Source organism: Streptomyces sp. NPDC059452 (assembly GCF_042750035.1).
Classification (GTDB): Bacteria; Actinomycetota; Actinomycetes; order Streptomycetales; family Streptomycetaceae; genus Streptomyces.
Window position 1 is genome coordinate 242,227 of the sequence record NZ_JBHYVE010000003.1, and the last position, 19,917, is coordinate 262,143.

The window sequence follows — 19,917 nt, forward strand, 5'->3', positions numbered from 1 at the left end:
AAGCGTCTCGGAAGCGTTACAGGAAACGCATCGAATCCGGGGGTGAGGCGCGCCGGGCGATCGGATGATCGGTCCGGTGCGGAACCTGGGTGTCCGGCGGAGGCTGTAGCGTGACGGGGCAATGCAGCAAGGCACCGTGAGAACCCGCGGACGCGCGGACAGATACGACGGCGAGGACTGATGGCACCCGATTCCGAAGCAAACGGCGGCGGAGTCTCGGATGGCTCCGACGCCTGGGGTGTCGGCGGCGTCGTCGGCGACGGACGCTACCGGATGACCTACCGGCTCGGCCGGGGCGGCATGGCAGAGGTGTACGCGGCGGAGGACGTCCGGCTCGGACGTACGGTCGCGGTGAAACTGCTCCGCTCCGACCTGGCCGAGGACCCGGTCTCCAAGGCCCGCTTCACGCGTGAGGCACAGTCCGTGGCCGGGCTCAACCACCACGCGATCGTCGCCGTGTACGACTCCGGCGAGGACACCGTGGGCGGCCAGACCGTCCCGTACATCGTGATGGAGCTGGTCGAGGGCCGCACCATCCGCGACCTTCTGCTGACCGCCGAGGCGCCCCCGCCCGAGCAGGCGCTGATCATCGTCTCGGGGGTGCTGGAGGCGCTGGCCTACTCGCACCAGCACGGCATCGTGCACCGCGACATCAAGCCCGCCAACGTGATCATCACGGACTCCGGCGCGGTCAAGGTGATGGACTTCGGCATCGCGCGGGCGCTGCACGGCGCCCAGTCCACGATGACCCAGACCGGCATGGTCATGGGCACGCCGCAGTACCTCTCCCCCGAGCAGGCGCTCGGCAAGGCCGTCGACCACCGCTCCGACCTGTACGCCACCGGCTGCCTGCTCTACGAACTGCTCGCGCTGCGGCCCCCGTTCACCGGTGAGACCCCGCTCTCGGTGGTCTACCAGCATGTCCAGGACATTCCGGTGCAGCCGTCCGAGGTCTCGGACGTGGTGCCGCCGGAGCTGGACGGGATGGTGATGCGCTCGCTGGCGAAGGACCCGGACGACCGGTTCCAGAGCGCGGAGGAGATGCGGGGGCTGATCCAGTACAGCCTCCAGATGCTCCAGGTGCAGGGCGGCCACACCGGTACGTGGAACACCGGCCCGGTCACGCTCCACGAGGGCGGCCAGACCCCGCCGCACGGAATGACGGGCTCCACCCGTGCGATGGGTCACCCGGTGCACGGGGACACCTCGCAGGGCCCGATCCTGCCCCCGCTCAACCCGGACGACGGCGGCTACAACGGCTACGACGGCGGTCAGCGCGCCGGCGGCAGGCGCGGCAAGATGTGGCTGTTCGTGGTGCTGGCCCTGGTTGCGATCGGCGCCGGAGTGGCCTTCGCCATCAGCGCGTCGAAGGGCACCGACAACGAGAAGAAGCCGGTCGCGCCGTCCACCTCGGCGAGCCCTTCCTCCGAGGAGCCCTCGCCGGAGCCCTCCGAGGAGGAGGAGCCGGAGGAGGAGCCGCAGCAGCCGAGCAACCCCACGGGCGGCCAGACGCAGCCCAACCGGCCGCCGTACACCCCGCCCCCGACCCAGACCCAGCCCACGTTCACCCCGCCCCCGACCCCGACCGAACCGGACCCGGGAACGGTGGACGGCAACACCAACGAGGGCACCACCGGCGAACCGACCGGCGACCCCGTCGACCCGACCACCGACCCGGGCACCCCGGGCGGCGGCAACGGCGGCGAGCCCGGGGCCTCCGAGGGCGCGAACGCGGGCAACGCGGGCAACAGCGGTACGGGCGACGCGGCCGGCCCCGTAACAGGGGGCACCACTCCCTGAGGGCCCACTTCCTGAGGGTCCACTCCCTGAGGGCACCACTTCCTGAGGGCTCAATCCCTGAGGGCTCCCTCAGAGGGAGGAGCCCCCTGAAGGTCCCCCCTCACTCCGTGAAGGCCGCGCACACCGCGTCGTACTCACGGGTCCACCACACCGCCAGGGCCGACACCGCGGGGAACTGCGGGTCGGCCCTTCGGTCGTCCAGGCGGTAGCGCCAGCGGAGTATCCAGAAGTCGTTGAGCCGCTCCCACCACACCCGGTGCACGGCGGCGGCCAGTTCACCCGCGCCCGCGCCCGCCGCCCGCCGGTAAGCGCGGGCGTACGCCCGTACCTTCGGCAGATCCAGCTCCCCGCCCGGCTGTACGAAGAAGATCGCCGCCGCCCGGACCGCCTCCTCGGCGCGCGGCTGCACGCCCAGCCGGTCCCAGTCCACGATCGCGACCGGATCGGCGCCCCGGTAGAGCAGGTTGAGCGGGTGGAAGTCCCCGTGCACCCACCCGGTGGCGGGCCCGTCCGGCGTCGGCGGCCGCCGGTGGGCATGCCGCTCCAGCAGCGCCCGGCGCTCCACGAGCCGGTGCACGGCGAGCTCGTCGAAGGCGTCGCGCGGGGCGTCCCGGGGCCGCTGCCCCCGCGCCATGGCCAGCAGTTCGTCGATCAGCGCGAAGGTGTCGGCGGCATGCGGACTGCCGTACCCGGCGGGTAACGGCCCGTCGGACGGCCCGGGTTCACCATCCGTCGGCATGACCTGCTCAAGAGCGGTGTGTACGGCTCCGAGGAGCGTCCCGAGACGCCGGGACTGGTGGGGGGTGAGCTGGGACCCGACCCGGTGCAGTCCGTCGACCCAGGGGTGCAGCGCGTAGCAGCGGCCGCCGATCACGGTGACCGTGGTGCCGTCCGCATCGGTCAGCGGCGGGACGACGGGCACGCCCAGCGACTGGAGACGCTGGGTGGCCCGGTGCTGGCGCACGATCGTGGCGCGCTCACCGGTGGCGTCGTCGATGTGCTTCTTGTCCAGGTGGTGCTTGAGGAAGTAGGAGCCGCGGGTGGTGGACACGCGGTATCCGTGGTTCAGCAGGCCCTTGGTGATCGGCTCGCAGGCGAGCGGTTCTCCCACGTCCGGGTAGCGGCGCAGCACCTCGCCGACCGGAGGAACTGGTGGGCGGGTTACATATGAGCGCGGCACTTACCAAATGGTAGATCACGCTGCGTGGCGGACAAGCTGACTTGCGCCGAAGTCCAGAGTGTGCTCGGTGACGAAGTGCGGGTCGACCCGGAGGTAGGCCGGAGCGAAAGGTTCACCGTTGGCGCGGGCGGGGGCGGCGCCGAAGAGTTCTGCCTGCTCGGGGCAGGGATGGACGATCTCGGCGGGCCCGGTGAACTGCACCGACCACAGGTCCCCGCCACCGCCCGGTGCGGCCGCGTTGTAGTTGTCCGCCCCGTAGGCGACGACGCTCCCGTCGCACGCCTCGTGGTAGCCGAAGCCGCTGTGCATCCGCAGCAGGATGCGGCCGTCGCTCACGATGTGCCGGGCCACCGCGAGGAACGGCAGCGCCCGCATGCTGGTGGCGAGGCGGCCGTACGGGACCCGGCGGAGCAGCTCGATCGCCGTGGGCACGGGAGACTCGATCGCCGTGGACACGGGGGATTCTTCGGAGGGCATACGGTCCACTGTCCGGCACGCGTAGGGACCGGGTAAGAGTCCCCGGCCCCGGGTGGCCCGGGACCAAAGTCCTCCTGAAGGCTGCCGGGCGGCTTCAGCGCCGCTCGGCCTGGAGCCGGGCGACGTACGCGGCCGCCTGCGAGCGGCGTTCCATGCCCAGCTTGGACAGCAGGCTGGAGACGTAATTCTTGATCGTCTTCTCGGCGAGGTGCAGCCGCTCCCCGATGACCCGGTTGGTCAGCCCCTCCCCGATCAGGTCCAGGATCTTGCGCTCCTGCTCGGTGAGGTTCGCGAGCCGGTCGTCGCCCTTGGCGGTGCCGCCGTCACGCAGCCGCTCCAGCACCCGGGCGGTCGCCACGGGATCCAGCAGGGATTTTCCGGCGGCGACATCCCGTACGGCATTGAGCAGCTCATTGCCTCGGATCGCTTTCAGTACATATCCCGACGCGCCGGCCATGATCGCGTCGAAAAGGGCCTCGTCATCGGCGTACGAGGTGAGCATCAGGCATTTGATGTTCTCATCCAGCGAACGGACCTCCCGGCACACCTCGACCCCGCTGCCGTCGGGCAGCCGGACGTCGAGGACCGCCACATCGGGACGCGTCGCCGGAATCCTGACCAGGGCGTCAGCAGCCGTTCCCGCTTCCCCGACCACCTCGATGTCCGGTTCGGAAGCGAGCAGCTCATGGACGCCACGCCGGACGACCTCGTGATCGTCGAGCAGAAATACCGTGATTTTTCCATCTTCGCGCACGGTCGCAGTCTCACATACTCACCCCTCCTCCGCTCTTCCCAGCCGCTGATCCGCGGGATAACGTGCCGTTGTTCCGGCGGCCTGCAAGGCTGTTACCAGTGCTGTGACCAGCAGAGCTTCGCGATTTTTTCGATTTACTTGGAAATCCAAGCAAAATCGCAGGTCAGATAGGGTTTCGCAGTTATGCGATGCACTGGGTAACGTGCCTATGACAGGGCGCTCGCCGGGGCACCTGTCACGCCTGTATCCCGGCCGAGAAGCACCCACCCCGTGCACGGGTCCGGACACAGGCGAGCCGCACTGGTCTCCCGGCAGACCCCGGGGGCCGGACCGACGGAGGAGCACGCACGTGACCGTGGAGAGCACTGCCGCCGCGCGTAAACCGCGACGCGCCAGTAAGCGGACCAGCGCCGCGAAGAAGCCGCAGAGTTCCGAGACCCAGCTCGTGCAGCTGCTGACGCCCGAGGGCGAACGGGTCGAGCACCCGGACTACAGCATCGACCTGAGCGCCGACGAGCTGCGCGCCCTGTACCGGGACATGGTCCTGACCCGCCGCTTCGACGCCGAGGCGACCGCCCTCCAGAGGCAAGGGGAGCTGGGCCTGTGGGCCTCGCTGCTGGGCCAGGAGGCCGCGCAGATCGGCAGCGGCCGGGCGCTGCGCGACGACGACTACGTCTTCCCGACCTACCGTGAGCACGGTGTGGCCTGGTGCCGCGGGGTCGACCCCACCAACCTGCTGGGCATGTTCCGCGGGGTGAACCACGGTGGCTGGGACCCGACCACCAACAACTTCCACCTGTACACGATCGTCATCGGCTCGCAGACCCTGCACGCCACCGGCTACGCCATGGGCGTCGCCAAGGACGGCGCGGACTCCGCGGTGGTCGCGTACTTCGGTGACGGCGCCTCCAGCCAGGGCGATGTGGCCGAGGCCTTCACCTTCTCAGCGGTCTACAACGCCCCGGTCGTCTTCTTCTGCCAGAACAACCAGTGGGCCATCTCCGAGCCCACCGAGCGCCAGATGCGCGTGCCGCTCTACCAGCGCGCGCAGGGTTACGGCTTCCCCGGCGTCCGGGTCGACGGCAACGACGTACTCGCGTGTCTGGCCGTGACCCGTTCCGCACTGGAGCGTGCGCGCCGTGGTGAGGGCCCGACCCTGGTCGAGGCGTTCACGTACCGCATGGGCGCCCACACCACCTCCGACGACCCGACGAAGTACCGGGCGGACGAGGAGCGGGCCGCGTGGGAGGCCAAGGACCCGATCCTGCGGCTGCGCACGTACCTGGAGAACTCCGGCCACGCCGACGAGGCGTTCTTCACCGAGCTGGAGACGGAGAGCGAGACCCTCGGCAAGCGCGTACGCGAGGTGGTGCGGGCGATGCCCGACCCGGAGCCGCTGGCCCTGTTCGAGCACGCCTACGCCGACGGCAACTCCCTCGTCGACGAGGAGCGCGCCCAGTTCGCCGCCTACCAGGCATCGTTCGCAGACTCCGCCGAGGAGGGCAAGTAGCCATGGCCGTGGAAAAGATGTCCATCGCGAAAGCGCTCAACGAGTCGCTGCGTCTGGCCCTCGACACCGATCCCAAGGTCCTGATCATGGGTGAGGACGTCGGCAAGCTCGGCGGGGTCTTCCGGATCACCGACGGGCTCCAGAAGGACTTCGGCGAGGACCGGGTGATCGACACCCCGCTCGCGGAGTCCGGCATCGTCGGCACCGCGATCGGCCTGGCCCTGCGCGGCTACCGCCCGATCGTGGAGATCCAGTTCGACGGGTTCGTCTTCCCCGCGTACGACCAGATCGTCACGCAGCTCGCGAAGATGCACGCCCGCGCGCTCGGCAAGATCAAGCTCCCGGTCGTCGTCCGTATCCCGTACGGCGGTGGCATCGGCGCGGTCGAGCACCACTCCGAGTCTCCCGAGGCACTGTTCGCGCACGTCGCCGGGCTGAAGGTGGTCTCTCCGGCCAACGCGAGTGACGCCTACTGGATGATGCAGCAGGCCGTCCAGAGCGATGACCCGGTCATCTTCTTCGAGCCCAAGCGGCGCTACTGGGACAAGAGCGAGGTCGACACCGAGTCCATCCCCGGTCCGCTGCACAAGGCCGTGACGGTCCGCGAGGGCAGCGACCTGACGCTCGTCGCGTACGGGCCGATGGTCAAGGTCTGCCTGGAAGCGGCCGCGGCCGCACAGGAGGAGGGCAAGTCGATCGAGGTCCTGGACCTGCGCTCGATGTCCCCGATCGACTTCGACACCATCCAGGCGTCGGTGGAGAAGACCGGCCGGCTCGTGGTGGTCCACGAGGCGCCCGTCTTCTACGGCTCCGGCGCGGAGATCGCCGCCCGCATCACCGAGCGCAGCTTCTACCACCTGGAGGCACCCGTCCTGCGGGTCGGCGGCTACCACGCGCCCTACCCGCCCGCCCGGCTGGAGGACGAGTACCTGCCCGGCCTGGACCGGGTGCTCGACGCCGTCGACCGCTCGCTTGCGTACTGAGGGATTGGGGTCGTGACGACGATGACACAGACGTCCGCTCGCTTCCGCGAGTTCAAGATGCCCGATGTGGGCGAGGGGCTCACCGAGGCCGAGATCCTCAAGTGGTTCGTCCAGCCCGGTGACACGGTCACCGACGGCCAGGTCGTGTGCGAGGTCGAGACGGCGAAGGCGGCGGTGGAGCTGCCGATCCCGTTCGACGGCGTGGTGCACGAGCTGCGCTTCGGCGAGGGTACGACGGTCGATGTCGGCCAGGTGATCATCACGGTGGACGTGGCGCCGGGGAGCGAGGAGGAAGCTCCGGCTCCGGCTCCCGTGCAGGAGCCGGTGGAGGCCACCGCTCCCGCTCCCGAGGAGCCGAAGGGCCGTACGCCGGTCCTGGTGGGCTACGGGGTCGCGGAGTCCTCCACGAAGCGCCGCCCGCGCAAGGGGGCGGCCGCTCCTGAGGCGGCGGCCGTGGCGGCGGCGGTCCAGGCGGAACTGAACGGCCACGGTTCCGCTGCTCCTGCTCCTGCTCCTGCGCCTGCTCCTGAGCCTGACGTGGTGGCCCGCCCGCTGGCCAAGCCGCCGGTACGCAAGCTCGCCAAGGACCTCGGCATCGACCTGGCCACGGTGGTGCCGACCGGCAAGGACGGCATCATCACCCGCGAGGATGTCCACGCGGCGGCGGCCCCGGCGGCTTCCGAGGCTGAGTCTGTGGCGCCTTCGGCCGCTGAGCCGGTCGCGGTGTCCGCCCCCGAGGCCCCGGCAACGGTCGACTCGGCTCGCGAGACCCGCATCCCGGTCAAGGGAGTCCGCAAGGCGATCGCACAGGCGATGGTCGGATCGGCCTTCACCGCGCCGCACGTCACCGAGTTCGTGACGGTCGACGTGACGCGCACGATGAAGCTGGTGGCGGAGCTCAAGGAGGACAAGGAGATGGCGGGGGTGCGGGTCAACCCGCTCCTGATCATCGCCAAGGCCCTCCTGGTCGCGATCAAGCGGAACCCTGAGGTCAACGCGGCCTGGGACGAGGCCAACCAGGAGATCGTGCAGAAGCACTACGTCAACCTGGGCATCGCGGCGGCCACCCCGCGCGGTCTGATCGTGCCGAACATCAAGGACGCGCACGACAAGACGCTGCCGCAGCTCGCGGCGGCGCTGGGCGAGCTGGTCAGCACGGCGAGGGACGGCAAGACGTCCCCGGCGGCGATGGCGGGCGGCACGGTGACGATCACCAACGTCGGCGTCTTCGGCGTCGACACGGGCACCCCGATCCTGAACCCGGGCGAGTCCGCGATCCTGGCGGTCGGCGCGATCAAGCTCCAGCCGTGGGTCCACAAGGGCAAGGTGAAGCCGCGTCAGGTCACCACACTGGCCCTGTCGTTCGACCACCGCCTGGTCGACGGCGAGCTGGGCTCCAAGGTGCTGGCCGATGTGGCGGCGATCCTGGAACAGCCGAAGCGCCTGATCACCTGGGCGTAGCGTTCTGCCGGTGGGCCCGTACGTCTTCGAGACGTACGGGCCCACCGTCATGTCTGCCGCCGCCGTTCACCGTACGGAGAGCTCGGCGAAGACGGACTTGCCGACGGTACGGGGCTCGACGCCCCAGCGGTCGGCGAGCTGAGCGACGATCAGGAGCCCGCGCCCGTAGCAGTCGCCGGAGCCGGGCTCACGGAGGCGGGGCAGCCGCTCCCCGCGCGGATCGCTGACGGCGACGCGGAGGGCGGAGGCGGTGAGGGTGAGGTCGACCCGGAGGAGCCGCCCACGGACGGCCCCGTGCAGCAGGGCGTTGGTGGCCAGCTCACTGACGAGCAGGGCCGCGTCCCCGGCCATCCCCGGCCGCCCCCACTGAAGGACGAGCCGAGCGGTCCGGTGCCGGCTGAGGGAGACGCTGCGAGCGGTGGGCGCGTAGTCGACCCGGTCCTTACGGAGGACGGGCTCGGGGGCGGGGGTGGAGATCTCCTGCGCTGCGGTCATGGTCGCGTGCCTCCGGGGTGGGGTGGGCGGTGCCGGGTTCAAGTCCGCTGTGTGATCGGCGATGGGCTGAACGTAGCGGCATAAAGCTCTCGCACTCAAGTAGTTCGGGGAATATCTTCCCCAAACGAGGGAATGAAGCGCGCGCCCGATGTGCTTGCTGGCACACTGGGCGCGATCAGCGGGAGGGCAAGATGCGGAATTCCGGAGTCACTGCGCGCGGCAATCGGACGTCCACCGTGCTCGGGCGACGCCTTGGTGGGGAGCTGCAACGCCTGCGGCTCGACGCAGGCATGACGCAACAGCAGGCTGCCGGATACCTGAGCGCCACGGCGACCAAGGTGGTGAAGATGGAGAGCGGGTGGGTTCCGATCCGTGATCCGGACATCCGGGCGCTGTGCCAGTTGTACGGGGTGACGGAGGACCAGGTCGTCGACGGGCTGTTGGACATCGCGAAGACGGATCGCGAGCGCCGCAAGGTGAAGGGCTGGTGGGACGACGGCCTTGTCCCGGGTGCTGTGGACTACATCGCCATGGAAGACGGCGCGCTGCGCAACAGACAATGGCAGGTTGCCCTGATCCCGGGGCTGTTCCAGACGGCCGAGTACATCAGGGCGATGTGCGTGGCGGATCTGCCCTGGGACGATATCGACCAGCTCGAAGCGGTGGTGGAGAGCCGAGCGCGGCGCCAGCGACGGCTGCACGGCGACAACCCGCTGCTGATGCACGCCGTCATCTGGGAGGCTGCCTTGCGCCAGCTCATGGGTGGGCCGGACGTGATGCGGCGCCAGCTCGATTACCTGTGTGAGCTGTCGGATTTTCCCAACATCCATATCCAGGTGCTGCCGTTCCGGGCAGGTGGACACAGCGGTGTCGGCGGACCGTTCAATATCCTGTCGTTCGGCGAGGACAAGGCCATCGACGTGGTCCACATGGATGCGTCGCGCTCCGAGATCTGGATCGAGGACGCGGAACGGAGCGCGGTGTTCATCGGCATGTTCAACAGCCTGGTGACGTCGAGCCTGTCGCCGCACGATTCCGTACAGCTCATGCAGAGCATCGCCAAGGGGATGAGGGAATGAGAACGTTCCGGTTCACCAAGTCCAGCTACAGCACCAAGGACCACGACTGCGTCGAAGTGGCCCGCAACATCCCCCGCACCGTCGCCGTTCGCGACTCCAAGCACCCCAACGGCCCCGTCGTCACCCTCGCGCCCGCTGCCTGGGGCGCCTTCACGGCCGACCTGTGTCGGCCGCAGCAGCCGTAGGCCCGTACGCCGTCACGTAAACGGCGAAGGGGCCCGGCCCGCACACACCGTGCGGGCCGGGCCCCTTGCTCGTACGCGCGGGTCGGTTACTTCTTGAACCCGTAGTCCATGAGCTTCTTCGCGTCGGCGGTGCGGTTCGCCTCGGAGGACGACGTGAGCACCGTGCCGATGACGGTCTTGCCCTTGCGCGTCGCCGCGAAGACCAGGCAGTACTTGGCGGTCGGGCCGGAGCCCGTCTTCACGCCGATCGCGCCGCTGTAGCTGCTGAGCATCTTGTTGGTGTTGGCCCACGACATGGTGCGCTTGCCACCGTTCTTCGTGGTGACCGACTGCTTCGTCGACTTCGTCTTGACGATCGTGCGGAACGTGGAGTTCTTCATCGCCTGGCTGGCGATCTTCGTCAGGTCGCGGGGGGTCGAGTAGTTCTTCCCGCTGCTTATACCGTCGAACGAGTCAAAGTGCGTGTTCTTCAGCTTCAGGCTCTTCGCCGTGGCGTTCATCTTGCCGATGAACGACTTCACGCGGGCCGCACGGGTCTTGCCGGTGCCGAACTTGTCGGCCAGGGCGTACGCCGCGTCGCAGCCGGACGGGAGCATCAGGCCGTAGAGGAGCTGGTTGACCGTCACCTTGTCGCCGACGATGAGCCGGGCGGACGAGGCGTTCTTGGAGACGATGTAGTCGCTGTACGCCTTCTGGATCGTGACCTTGGACTTCAGGTTCACGTTCTTCTGCTGGAGCACCACGAGGGCGGTCATGATCTTCGTGGTGGAGCCGGTGGAGCGGCGGGTGTCCGCGGACTTGCTGAAGAGGGCCTTACCGGTGCCGTTGTTCATCACGAAGCCGCCCTTGGCGACGATCTTCGGAGCCGGCGGCGGAGTGGCGGCGTGCGCCGACGAGGCGAGGGCGCCGCTCGCGAGCACCGCACCCGCGGTGAGCGCCACCGTGCTCGTTACGGTGACGCGATTGATGCGTTTGATCCCGATTTTCAACTGAACGCTCCAAATGCCCCTGAAATGCGGCCACATATGGGTGCCGCTCGGTGAATGAGACTGCTGGGGCGGGTGAATGGATGCGCTCCCGAACGGGTGAATTTACGCGGGCTTGACCTCGGGCGCCCGAGCATGGGTGACGGCTGCTCAGCTCACGTGTAGGAGGAGAGAAGTTCGTCGAGCGTCCAGATCGTGGCCCGTACCCCGGACGTCCGGGCGAGGTACCGGTCCCGCTCGATGAGGATGTTGAGGTCGCCGCAGCCGAGCCGGTTGCAGGCGTGCTCGATCAGGCTGCTGCCCGTGCTGCCGCCGTCCACGAGGGCCTGGAGGTGGGCGGCGTCCCATTCGACCTCGTTGAGGGCCCAGGGGGCCTTTCCCTCGATGACGGTGGTCAGGACGCCGGCCAGCCGTTCCGCGCAGGACCGGCGGGCCCGGCCGTCCTGGACCTGCGCGATGTGATTGCCCGTTTCGATGATCGCGGTGACCGGCGGCAGAAGGTCGGTCTCCCGGCGTGCCCGCTTGGTCTTCAGCTCGTCGATCACCTGCTTGCGGTCCTGGCACTTGCCGGGGACCTCCAGCAGATTGCACAGGATCGACGTGTCGACGAATTCCACCCCCCGAGCCACGGAATCACCCGATCCCGAGGAGCCGGTCGAACTCGGCGTAGTCCTGTTCGCCGCGATCCTCCCGGATCAGCCGGCCATGGGTCACCACGTCACCCAGCGGGCCCGCTCCCATCGCCGTGGCGTAGCCGTCCAGCTCGGTGAGCCTCGTCAGGAGACTGGTGCCTGTGGTGCGGTCGCGCGAGCAGACGATGACCCCTTGGTGGTCGTCACCGCTGAGGGCGGAGAGCAGGGCGGGGCTGTGGGTGGTGATGAGGACCCGGGTCGCGCTCTCGGTGGCCGCTCCTCGAACGAGCCGCAGGACTTCTGCCGCCTGGGAGGGGTGCAACCCGTTCTCCAACTCCTCGATGACGAGGGTCAGGGAGCGGTCCAGGTCACCGTCGGGCGACGGGCCCAGGTCGAGCCCTTCGCCGCCCGTGAGCAGTGAGGTGGTGATCGCGAGGAACCTGAGCATGCCGTCGCTCATCTCGCGGGCGGGTGTGAGACCCAGGGCGCCTTCGTCCAGGGCGAGCATGACGTCCCCCAGCTCCGACCTGGTGACGGCGAGCCGCTCGATGTCGTGATCGGCCAGACCGCGCAGCAGATCGAGGAGGCGGGCGAAGAGGCGGGGGTCGCGGCGCTGGATGTTGCCGACGGCTGCCGAGAGGTTCTCCGCCGTTCTGCGGAGGCGGACGTCGCGGGCCGGTACGTACTGCCGCATCAGGTGGGGTACGGGATCGAGATGGAACGCCCCCGTGAGCGCGGTCAGCAGTGCCTCGGCGGCCCAGATCGTGTCGGTCTCGCCCTCGCTGTCACCGGGGACGCGGAGCGGGAGCTGGGAGGTCAGCAGCCGAGTGCCGCGGAAGAGGGAGCGAGGGTTGCGCCCAGGCTTGCCGTTGTGCCAGGAGGCTTCGATGTCGGGGCGTTGGACGTGGGACTTCCCGCTGGTGAGGAGCGCCTTGGTGCCGTTCGAGGTCGGGCCGGTGAGCCGCTCCTCGATGATCCGCACCCCCGAATCCACCTTGATCGTGACGTCGAACTCGATGGGGCCGCGCTCTGTGCCGACCGTGCAGCCCAGCGAGAACCGGTCCGAGCCGTGCGGTACGCACCCGGTCAGCCCGCCCCGTACCGGCCCCGCCGCGCTGCGTCGGCTCTCCAGCGCCTCGCTGATGTGGTCGCCGTGTGCCAGCCGGGAGAGGACTTCGAGCCCGTCCAGCGCGTTCGACTTGCCGCTGCTGTTGCGTCCGATCAGGACGGTCAGAGGCGCCAAGGGAAGCGCCGCGCCGTGGAAGCTCTTGAACGCGGTGAGACGTACCTCTTCGATGGCGTGACCTGTCACTCGCCCAACGTAGCGCACGCCCCAGGGCGCGTCCTCGGCGCGGGAATCCCGCCACGGTCCAGAATCCGGACGCCCCTCCTCCATGCGTGCATGTTGTATCTATGCTGTGCGCATGCCTGCCGCAGCCCCCGCTCCCGCCCCCGTACAGCCGACGCCCGCCTCCCTCAAGCAGCCCCCCGCCGCCGAGCGCGTCTACGCGCACATCAAGGAAGCGGTCCTGGACCGTCGCTACGAGGGCGGGACGCTGCTCACCGAAGGGGGGCTCGCGGATGCGGTAGGGGTGTCGCGTACGCCTGTGCGGGAGGCGTTGCTGCGGCTGGAGGTCGAGGGGCTGATCAAGCTCTACCCGAAGAAGGGCGCCCTCGTGCTCGCCGTCTCCGCGCAGGAGATCAAGGACGTGGTGGAGACGCGGCTGCTGGTCGAGGAGTTCGCGGCGCGTAAAGCTGTTCCCGCGTCACCTCAGTTGATCGCGCGGCTCGAACAGCTTCTGGAGGAGCAGCGGCAGTTGGCGGAGGCCGGGGATCTGGCGGCGGTGGCCGTCAAGGACCGGTGTTTCCATGCCGAGATCGTCAAGAACGCGGGCAACGACATCCTCTCGCGCCTCTACGACCAGCTGCGCGACCGTCAGCTGCGGATGGGCGTTGCGGTGATGGAGGCGCACCCCGGCAGGATCGAGGCCAACATCACCGAGCACGGTGAGTTGCTGGACGCGATCCGGGGCGGGAACGCCGAGGAGGCCGCGCAGGTCGTGCGGCGCCATGTCGGGCGGGTCCGGGTGCTGGTCCGGGGTGAGGACCGGTGAGTTCGGCCGCCGCCCCCACGCTCTCCCTGCCCGGTGATCCGCCCGGGGGCCGGCGGGCCGCCTGGGTCTGGGGCATCGGCGTCGCCGTCTACTTCGTCGCCATCATCTTCCGTACGAGCCTGGGCGTGGCCGGTCTCGACGCCGCCGACCGGTTCGACGTCAACGCCTCCGCCCTGTCGACGTTCTCCATCCTCCAGCTCCTCGTCTACGCGGGCATGCAGATACCCGTGGGGCTGATGGTCGACCGGCTCGGCACCAAGCGGGTCCTCACCATCGGGGCCGTCCTGTTCACGGTCGGACAGCTCGGGTTCGCGCTCTCCCCCTCGTACGGGATGGCGCTGGCCGCCCGCGTCCTGCTCGGCTGCGGTGACGCGATGACGTTCATCAGTGTGCTGCGGCTCGGCAGCCGCTGGTTCCCCGCCCGGCGCGGGCCGCTGATCGCCCAGGTCGCCGCGTTGTTCGGGATGGCGGGCAACCTCGTCTCGACGCTCTTCATCGCGCGGGCGCTGCACAGCTTCGGGTGGACCACGACCTTCGTCGGCAGCGCCTTGGCGGGCGTCGTGGTGCTGATCCCCCTCCTGCTGTTCCTGAAGGACCACCCCGAGGGGCACGAGCCGCCGCCCGCCGAGCACACGGGCGCCGCGTACGTCCGCAGGCAGATCGCCGCCGCCTGGCGGGAACCGGGCACCCGGCTCGGGATGTGGGTGCACTTCACCACGCAGTTCCCGGCGATGGTGTTCCTGCTGCTCTGGGGGATGCCGTTCCTCGTGGAGGCGCAGGGGCTGAGCCGGGCGACGGCGGGCACGCTGCTCACCCTGGTGGTGGTCTCCAACATGGTGGTGGGGCTCGTCTTCGGGCAGATCATCGCCCGCCACCACGAGGCGCGGGCCCCGATCGCCCTGGGCACGGTCGCGACGACCGCCTTCCTTTGGGCCTGCGCGATCTTCTATCCCGCCGATCAGACGCCGATGTGGCTGCTGACGGTCCTGTGTGTGGTGCTGGGCGCCTGCGGACCCGCCTCCATGGTCGGCTTCGACTTCGCGCGGCCCGCGAATCCGCCGGAGCGTCAGGGGACGGCGTCGGGGATCGTCAACATGGGCGGGTTCATCGCCTCGATGACGACGCTGTTCGCCGTGGGGGTGCTGCTGGACGCGACGGGCGGCAACTACCGGGTCGCCTTCGCCTCGGTCTTCGTCCTGGAGGCGCTCGGTGTCGCCCAGATCCTGCGGCTGCGCCGCCGGGCGGCGGTGCGGGAACGCGACCACCATGTGGTGAGCCGGGTGGAGGCCGTGCACGTGCCCGCGTAGAGCCCTGGAGTACGTGCTCGGCGGCGCGCCCGCCCAGCCGTGCGTGAGGGTTCGGGGCGGGCGTCGCCGAGAGGGTGACGGTGTTACGGAGTGACCGCGAAGTGGTCCAGGATCGCCGTGGCCAGCTCCTGATCGCCCTCGGCCTTGATCCGGTCGGCCACGGCCGCGGGACGGACCCGGCCGCAGGCGAGGCGTACGTACGTCTCCCAGTCCATGGAGAGGGTCACGGCCGGGCCCAGCGAAGGGGAACCGTCTATCGAGCCGCGGCCCTCCGCGTCGACCCGTACCGTCCGCAGGAACTCCACCGGACCGTGCACATCCAGCACCACCGCCGAGTTGGCCGGTGCGCCCGCGTCCTTGGCGACCACCTTCGGCAGCGCGGAGAGCAGCACGTCCCGGGTGATGTGCGCGCCGGGGGAGTCCAGGTTGCCCGGCTGGCCGAGCGTCGTCCGCAGGTCCTGCTCGTGGACCCAGACGTCGAAGGCCCGCATGTTGTACGCCACTTCGAGGGACTGCTCGGCGCCCAGAGGGGCGCGGACCATCGTCTCGGGGGCGCGGGACTCGTTGCGGAGCTGCCGGGCGCGGCGGATGAGGACGTACTCCAGCTCGGACGTCATCTCAGGAGCGGTGTGGTGACGCCGGACGTCGACCTGCATCTCCATGTAGCGGGTGAAGTCGTTCTGTACGTGGTAGAGGTCGCGCGGCAGCGTATGGATGGGCCGCGGGTCGCCGAGCATCTCGCACTCCATACCGATGACGTGCGACACGATGTCCCGCACCGACCATCCGGGGCAGGGCGTACGGCGGTTCCACTCCCCCTCGGCGAGCGGCTTCACCAGCTCGGCTATCGCTTCGATGGAGTGGGTCGCGGCGTCGGCGTAGGGCTGGAGGCTGGGATGGACGGTCACGGGACCCCTCGGCGGTTCTTCGGTGCATGGGCTGGAGAGCAGGGAGTGCCGGCGGGCGGGCCGGCACGGACGACGCTGTCGTGGGCTGCGGGCTGCGGGCTACGTGGAGGTTCAGTCGCTTGGGACCGACCGGAACATGGGGGGCGGCGTCGCGGGGCTGGTCACGCGCATCTGCGGCGTTGTCGTCAATCACCATGGCTCCGCCATGCCTCAATCCTCCGCCTTGCAGCTGCACGCGTCCAGCCCCGCTCCTTCTCCCGCCCCCCATGTTCCGGTCGGTCCAAGTTACGCTGCGAGCAGGCACCCCGGCAGTGCTTTCGTGTGACGATCGTAGGCCCGTGTTGACGGCTCGAATGCCAGGACGGTGGTAGTGTGCGCGCCTCCCTCATCCAGATCGCAGTAGACCCGGACGAATCCGTCGAGGCCCGCCGCGAACGCGCGGCCTCCCTGGTGGTCGCTCAGCGCGGCTCCGACCTGGTGGTCCTGCCCGAGCTCTGGCCGGTCGGGGCGTTCGCCTACACCGTCTTCGAGCAGGAGGCCGAGCCGCTTCAGGGGCCCACCCACACGGCCATGGCGAAGGCGGCGGCCGAGGCGGGGGTCTGGCTGCACGCGGGCTCCTTCGTGGAGCGCGCGCCGGACGGCACCCTCTACAACACCTCGCTGGTCTTCACGCCGGACGGTGAGCGTTCGGCGGTCTACCGCAAGATCCACCGCTTCGGCTTCGACAAGGGCGAGGCGGTGATGATGGGCGCGGGCGAGGAGCTGGTGACCGTCGCCCTGCCGCAGACCACGCTGGGCCTGGCCACCTGCTACGACCTGCGCTTCCCCGAGCAGTTCCGCGGGCTCGTCGACGCGGGTGCCGAGACGCTTGTCGTGGCGGCGGGCTGGCCGGAGCGCCGCCGCGCGCACTGGACGCTCCTTGCCCGGGCCCGAGCCGTCGAGAACCAGGCGTACGTCCTCGCCCTCGGCACGGCGGGCACCCACGCCGACGTCCCGCAGGCCGGGTACAGCATCGTCATCGACCCCTGGGGCGAGGTGCTTGCCGAGGCCGGGGCGGACGAGGAGATCCTGACCGTGGAGTTCGACCCGGCGAAGGTGGGTGCGACGAGGGAGCAGTTCCCGGCCCTGAAGGACCGCCGCCTGGGACTCGCGCCGCCGAGCTGAGGGCTGCCCCGCACGGGGCTGGGGCGCGCCTGTTTACAGTGAGCGCCATGGCTGAACCGGGCAGTACCGAATCGACGTTGCTCCGTGGCACGGCGATTTTCGCCGCCGCTGTCACGGTCGTCCTTTACCTCTTCGGCCTCCTGCTCGTCGGTCTCGCGGTCAGCCAGGTCGGATCGGGAGCGGACTCCACACCCATGAGCCAGTGCCGCTACGCGCTCGACCGGCCGGAGAGCGTCCAGGTGGACGCCCACCAGGTGCAGTTCATGCCGCCGCGCGTCCTGTGCCGCACCACCGACGGCAGGGAGTTCACCAGTGAGGTCGTCCCGTTCTGGCTCAACCCCACCCTCGCGGTGACCTTCGCGGCCACCGTCGTCCTCACGGCAGCCGCCTTCGTACAGGCGGACCGGCGAGCGGCAGCGCGCTGGGCAACGACCCGCTCCTGAGCCCCGCGTTGTTTCACGTGAAACAACGAGCTCCCGCGCACGGGAGCGTACTCAGCCCCCGCTCTCCTTGTCCGCCAGCACGATCACGCACATCGATACGGCGATGAGCAGCGCGATGTCCGCGTCCTCCCGGACCACGTCGATGCCGTACGTGTCCCGGATCGTCAGCCAGCGCCGCGAGATCTGGGCCAGCAGTTCACCGTCGTACTCGATGGCGAACTCGCGGTCCAGGATCTTGCCGCTGACGTCAAGCTCCGTACCGTCCACCAGGGTCACCCGGTAGTGGTTGCGGAGCAGCGAGAGCCGCTTGCGCTTGACCTTGGCCAGCTCCTCGCCGCCGCGCTCGATGAGCATCGTGTCGCGCAGGCTGACCAGCTTCTGCCGCAGCTCGACGAGGACCCGGCCGTCGGCGTCCTTCAGCTCGAAGGTGTCGCGCAGCCGCATGGCCTTGCCGTCGACCAGGAAGACCTTGCGGCCCTCGGTGTCCTCGATCCAGTAGTCGTCACCGATGGCGAAGAGCCGTTCACGCACTTGAAGTCTCATGCGACACAGGTTCCCCCGGGCCCCTGCGGAATGCGTGCAGGCGGCGGCGGTGTTGACTTGTGGCATGGCAACACGTGCACGCGTCCGCGCCCCCGAACTCATCGGCAAGGGCGGCTGGCTCAACACAGGCGACCGGCAGTACACCCTCTCCGAACTGCGAGGACGCATCGTCATCCTCGATTTCTGGACGTTCTGCTGTGTGAACTGCCTGCATGTCCTGGATGAGCTGCGGGAGCTGGAGGAGAAGCACCGCGACACCGTGGTGATCATCGGGGTCCACTCGCCGAAGTTCGTCCACGAGGCCGACCACCAGGCCGTCATCGACGCCGTCGAGCGGTACGAGGTCCACCACCCCGTGCTGGACGACCCCGAGCTGGCCACCTGGAAGCAGTACGCCGTACGGGCCTGGCCCACGCTCGTCGTCATCGACCCGGAGGGCTATGTCGTCGCCCAGCACGCGGGCGAGGGTCACGCCCACGCCATCGAGAAGCTGGTCGAGGAGCTGGAGGCCGAGCACGGGGCCAAGGGCACGCTCCGCCGGGGCGACGGCCCGTACGTGGCGCCCGAGCCCGTCGCCACGCATCTGCGCTTCCCGGGCAAGGCGCTGCTCCTGCCGGACGGGGGCTTCCTGGTCTCCGACACCACCCGCCACCGCCTCGTGGAGCTGGACGCGGACGGCGAGACCGTACGGCGCCGCTTCGGCACGGGCGAGCGGGGGTTCGAGGACGGCGGTGCGGACGAGGCCCGGTTCAGCGAACCGCAGGGGCTCGCCGTGCTCCCCGACGGCCGCATCGCCGTCGCGGACACCGTCAACCACGCGATCCGCGCCCTGGACCTCACGACCGGGGCGGTCACCACCCTCGCCGGGACCGGCCGCCAGTGGTGGCAGGGGAACCCGGTCAGCGGCCCGGCGCGCGAGGTGGACCTCTCCTCGCCGTGGGACCTGGCCTGGTTCGGTGACCGGCTGTGGATCGCCATGGCGGGCGTGCACCAGCTGTGGACGTACGACCCCGAGAGCGGGACCGTACGGGTCGCTGCCGGGACCACCAACGAGGGCCTGGTCGACGGGCCCGCCGCCGAGGCCTGGTTCGCCCAGCCGTCCGGGCTCGCGGTCTCCGCCGACGGCGAGCGGCTCTGGGTCGCCGACTCCGAGACCTCCGCCCTGCGCTGGGTCGACCGGGACGGACACGTGCGCACCGCCGTCGGCACCGGCCTCTTCGACTTCGGCCACCGCGACGGGGCGGCCGCCCAGGCGCTCCTCCAGCACCCGATCGGCGTCACCGCGCTGCCCGACGGGTCGGTCGCGGTCTCGGACACGTACAACCACGCGCTGCGCCGGTACGACCCCGCCTCCGACGAGGTCACCACGCTGGCCACCGACATCCGCGAGCCCAGCGACGCGGTGCTGGTCGACGGCGACCTGGTCGTCGTCGAGTCCGCCCGCCACCGGCTGACCCGCCTCCGCCTGCCCGAGGAGGCCGTACGCGTCCCGGAGCAGGCGCACCGCACCCAGCGCGCCGCCACCGAGATCGCCCCGGGCACCCTCCGCCTGGACGTGGTCTTCCAGGCGCCCGCGGGCCAGAAGCTGGACACCCGGTACGGGCCCTCCACCCGGCTGCTGGTCTCCGCCACCCCGCCCGAGCTGCTGGCCGAGGGGTCAGGCCCGGGCACGGACCTCGGGCGGGACCTGGTCCTCGCGGACGGGGTCACCGAGGGCGTGCTGCACGTCTCCGCGATGGCGGCGTCCTGCGACGACGACCCGGCCAACGAGTACCCGGCCTGCCATGTCCACCAACAGGACTGGGGCGTCCCCGTCCGCGTGACGGCGGAGGGAACGCCCCGGCTGCCGCTGGTGCTGGCAGGGATGGACAGCCCGTCCTGACGGCGGGCGGCGGG

The 19,917-nt window shown here is 69.9% G+C and carries 20 protein-coding genes; 11 read left to right on the forward strand and 9 right to left on the reverse strand.

The genetic code is table 11. The features are described 5' to 3' along the window. The first annotated feature begins 180 nt into the window (after positions 1 to 180). A complete protein-coding gene (locus ACFW9Z_RS06470) occupies positions 181 to 1,800 on the forward strand; it encodes a protein kinase (protein WP_384635230.1) in 1,620 nt (539 codons plus the stop codon). A 100-nt stretch (positions 1,801 to 1,900) separates the two neighbouring features. Here the strand turns inward: ACFW9Z_RS06470 and ACFW9Z_RS06475 are convergent, their stop codons facing one another. The 3 genes from ACFW9Z_RS06475 to ACFW9Z_RS06485 form a co-directional block, all read right to left on the reverse strand. Further along, the gene (locus tag ACFW9Z_RS06475) at positions 1,901 to 2,932 is read right to left on the reverse strand and encodes a phosphotransferase (RefSeq protein WP_384635773.1); all 1,032 of its coding nucleotides are present in this window, start codon (positions 2,930 to 2,932) and stop codon (positions 1,901 to 1,903) included. A gap of 63 nt (positions 2,933 to 2,995) precedes the next feature. Then, the gene (locus ACFW9Z_RS06480; RefSeq protein WP_384635232.1) at positions 2,996 to 3,457 is read right to left on the reverse strand and encodes a pyridoxamine 5'-phosphate oxidase family protein; all 462 of its coding nucleotides are present in this window, start codon (positions 3,455 to 3,457) and stop codon (positions 2,996 to 2,998) included. Positions 3,458 to 3,551: 94 nt separating this feature from the next. Then, the gene (locus tag ACFW9Z_RS06485; RefSeq protein WP_084747486.1) at positions 3,552 to 4,211 is read right to left on the reverse strand and encodes a response regulator transcription factor; all 660 of its coding nucleotides are present in this window, start codon (positions 4,209 to 4,211) and stop codon (positions 3,552 to 3,554) included. Between the two features lie 349 nt (positions 4,212 to 4,560). On the opposite strand from ACFW9Z_RS06485, the gene pdhA reads away from it, so the two are divergent. The 3 genes from pdhA to ACFW9Z_RS06500 are packed head-to-tail and all read left to right on the forward strand — an operon-like array spanning position 4,561 to position 8,165. After that, positions 4,561 to 5,721, forward strand: coding sequence for a pyruvate dehydrogenase (acetyl-transferring) E1 component subunit alpha (pdhA, locus tag ACFW9Z_RS06490; RefSeq protein ID WP_384635235.1), 1,161 nt, complete (start codon positions 4,561 to 4,563; stop codon positions 5,719 to 5,721). Between the two features lie 2 nt (positions 5,722 to 5,723). Beyond that, positions 5,724 to 6,704: an alpha-ketoacid dehydrogenase subunit beta gene (locus tag ACFW9Z_RS06495; RefSeq protein WP_384635238.1), complete on the forward strand. Its 981-nt coding sequence runs from the start codon at positions 5,724 to 5,726 to the stop codon at positions 6,702 to 6,704. A 12-nt stretch (positions 6,705 to 6,716) separates the two neighbouring features. Then, positions 6,717 to 8,165 carry a dihydrolipoamide acetyltransferase family protein gene (locus tag ACFW9Z_RS06500; protein ID WP_384635241.1) on the forward strand — a complete coding sequence of 483 codons (1,449 nt, stop codon included), beginning with the start codon at positions 6,717 to 6,719 and terminating at the stop codon, positions 8,163 to 8,165. 66 nt (positions 8,166 to 8,231) lie between these two features. On the opposite strand, the gene ACFW9Z_RS06505 is transcribed toward ACFW9Z_RS06500, so the two are convergent. Further along, positions 8,232 to 8,660 (reverse strand): ATP-binding protein, encoded by a 429-nt coding sequence (locus tag ACFW9Z_RS06505; protein ID WP_384635244.1) that lies wholly within the window; start codon positions 8,658 to 8,660, stop codon positions 8,232 to 8,234. Positions 8,661 to 8,851: 191 nt separating this feature from the next. On the opposite strand from ACFW9Z_RS06505, the gene ACFW9Z_RS06510 reads away from it, so the two are divergent. Together ACFW9Z_RS06510 and ACFW9Z_RS06515 are read left to right on the forward strand one after the other, a co-directional pair. Beyond that, positions 8,852 to 9,739, forward strand: coding sequence for a helix-turn-helix domain-containing protein (locus ACFW9Z_RS06510; RefSeq protein WP_384635247.1), 888 nt, complete (start codon positions 8,852 to 8,854; stop codon positions 9,737 to 9,739). Beyond that, a complete protein-coding gene (locus tag ACFW9Z_RS06515; RefSeq protein WP_384635250.1) occupies positions 9,736 to 9,924 on the forward strand; it encodes a DUF397 domain-containing protein in 189 nt (62 codons plus the stop codon). The genes ACFW9Z_RS06510 and ACFW9Z_RS06515 overlap by 4 nt, the downstream gene beginning before the upstream one ends. Positions 9,925 to 10,010: 86 nt before the next feature. Here the strand turns inward: ACFW9Z_RS06515 and ACFW9Z_RS06520 are convergent, their stop codons facing one another. From ACFW9Z_RS06520 to ACFW9Z_RS06530, 3 genes are all read right to left on the reverse strand, one after another. After that, positions 10,011 to 10,913: a D-alanyl-D-alanine carboxypeptidase family protein gene (locus ACFW9Z_RS06520; protein WP_384635252.1), complete on the reverse strand. Its 903-nt coding sequence runs from the start codon at positions 10,911 to 10,913 to the stop codon at positions 10,011 to 10,013. Between the two features lie 152 nt (positions 10,914 to 11,065). After that, a complete protein-coding gene (locus ACFW9Z_RS06525) occupies positions 11,066 to 11,527 on the reverse strand; it encodes a hypothetical protein (protein WP_384635255.1) in 462 nt (153 codons plus the stop codon). Positions 11,528 to 11,543: 16 nt separating this feature from the next. Then, entirely contained in the window at positions 11,544 to 12,854 is a 1,311-nt protein-coding gene (locus ACFW9Z_RS06530) for an AAA family ATPase (RefSeq protein WP_384635258.1), read from the reverse strand. Positions 12,855 to 12,966: 112 nt separating this feature from the next. On the opposite strand from ACFW9Z_RS06530, the gene ACFW9Z_RS06535 reads away from it, so the two are divergent. Both ACFW9Z_RS06535 and ACFW9Z_RS06540 read left to right on the forward strand, forming a co-directional pair. Then, complete coding sequence (locus tag ACFW9Z_RS06535; RefSeq protein ID WP_384635261.1) at positions 12,967 to 13,656, forward strand: GntR family transcriptional regulator; 690 nt, start codon at positions 12,967 to 12,969, stop codon at positions 13,654 to 13,656. Beyond that, positions 13,653 to 14,963 carry a nitrate/nitrite transporter gene (locus ACFW9Z_RS06540; protein WP_384635264.1) on the forward strand — a complete coding sequence of 437 codons (1,311 nt, stop codon included), beginning with the start codon at positions 13,653 to 13,655 and terminating at the stop codon, positions 14,961 to 14,963. Before ACFW9Z_RS06535 ends, ACFW9Z_RS06540 begins: the two co-directional genes overlap by 4 nt. A gap of 83 nt (positions 14,964 to 15,046) precedes the next feature. On the opposite strand, the gene ACFW9Z_RS06545 is transcribed toward ACFW9Z_RS06540, so the two are convergent. Further along, positions 15,047 to 15,871: a maleylpyruvate isomerase family mycothiol-dependent enzyme gene (locus ACFW9Z_RS06545; protein ID WP_384635267.1), complete on the reverse strand. Its 825-nt coding sequence runs from the start codon at positions 15,869 to 15,871 to the stop codon at positions 15,047 to 15,049. A 372-nt stretch (positions 15,872 to 16,243) separates the two neighbouring features. Here ACFW9Z_RS06545 and ACFW9Z_RS06550 point away from each other — a divergent pair, with 372 nt between their 5' ends. Together ACFW9Z_RS06550 and ACFW9Z_RS06555 are read left to right on the forward strand one after the other, a co-directional pair. After that, positions 16,244 to 17,035, forward strand: a complete 792-nt coding sequence (locus ACFW9Z_RS06550; RefSeq protein ID WP_384635270.1) for a carbon-nitrogen family hydrolase — start codon at positions 16,244 to 16,246, stop codon at positions 17,033 to 17,035. 47 nt (positions 17,036 to 17,082) lie between these two features. Next, complete coding sequence (locus ACFW9Z_RS06555; protein ID WP_384635273.1) at positions 17,083 to 17,478, forward strand: hypothetical protein; 396 nt, start codon at positions 17,083 to 17,085, stop codon at positions 17,476 to 17,478. Positions 17,479 to 17,529: 51 nt separating this feature from the next. Here the strand turns inward: ACFW9Z_RS06555 and ACFW9Z_RS06560 are convergent, their stop codons facing one another. Further along, positions 17,530 to 18,021 carry an LURP-one-related/scramblase family protein gene (locus ACFW9Z_RS06560; protein ID WP_384635276.1) on the reverse strand — a complete coding sequence of 164 codons (492 nt, stop codon included), beginning with the start codon at positions 18,019 to 18,021 and terminating at the stop codon, positions 17,530 to 17,532. A 64-nt stretch (positions 18,022 to 18,085) separates the two neighbouring features. Between ACFW9Z_RS06560 and ACFW9Z_RS06565 the strand changes: the two genes are divergently transcribed. Continuing rightward, positions 18,086 to 19,903 (forward strand): NHL domain-containing thioredoxin family protein, encoded by a 1,818-nt coding sequence (locus ACFW9Z_RS06565; RefSeq protein WP_384635279.1) that lies wholly within the window; start codon positions 18,086 to 18,088, stop codon positions 19,901 to 19,903. Positions 19,904 to 19,917: the final 14 nt, after the last annotated feature.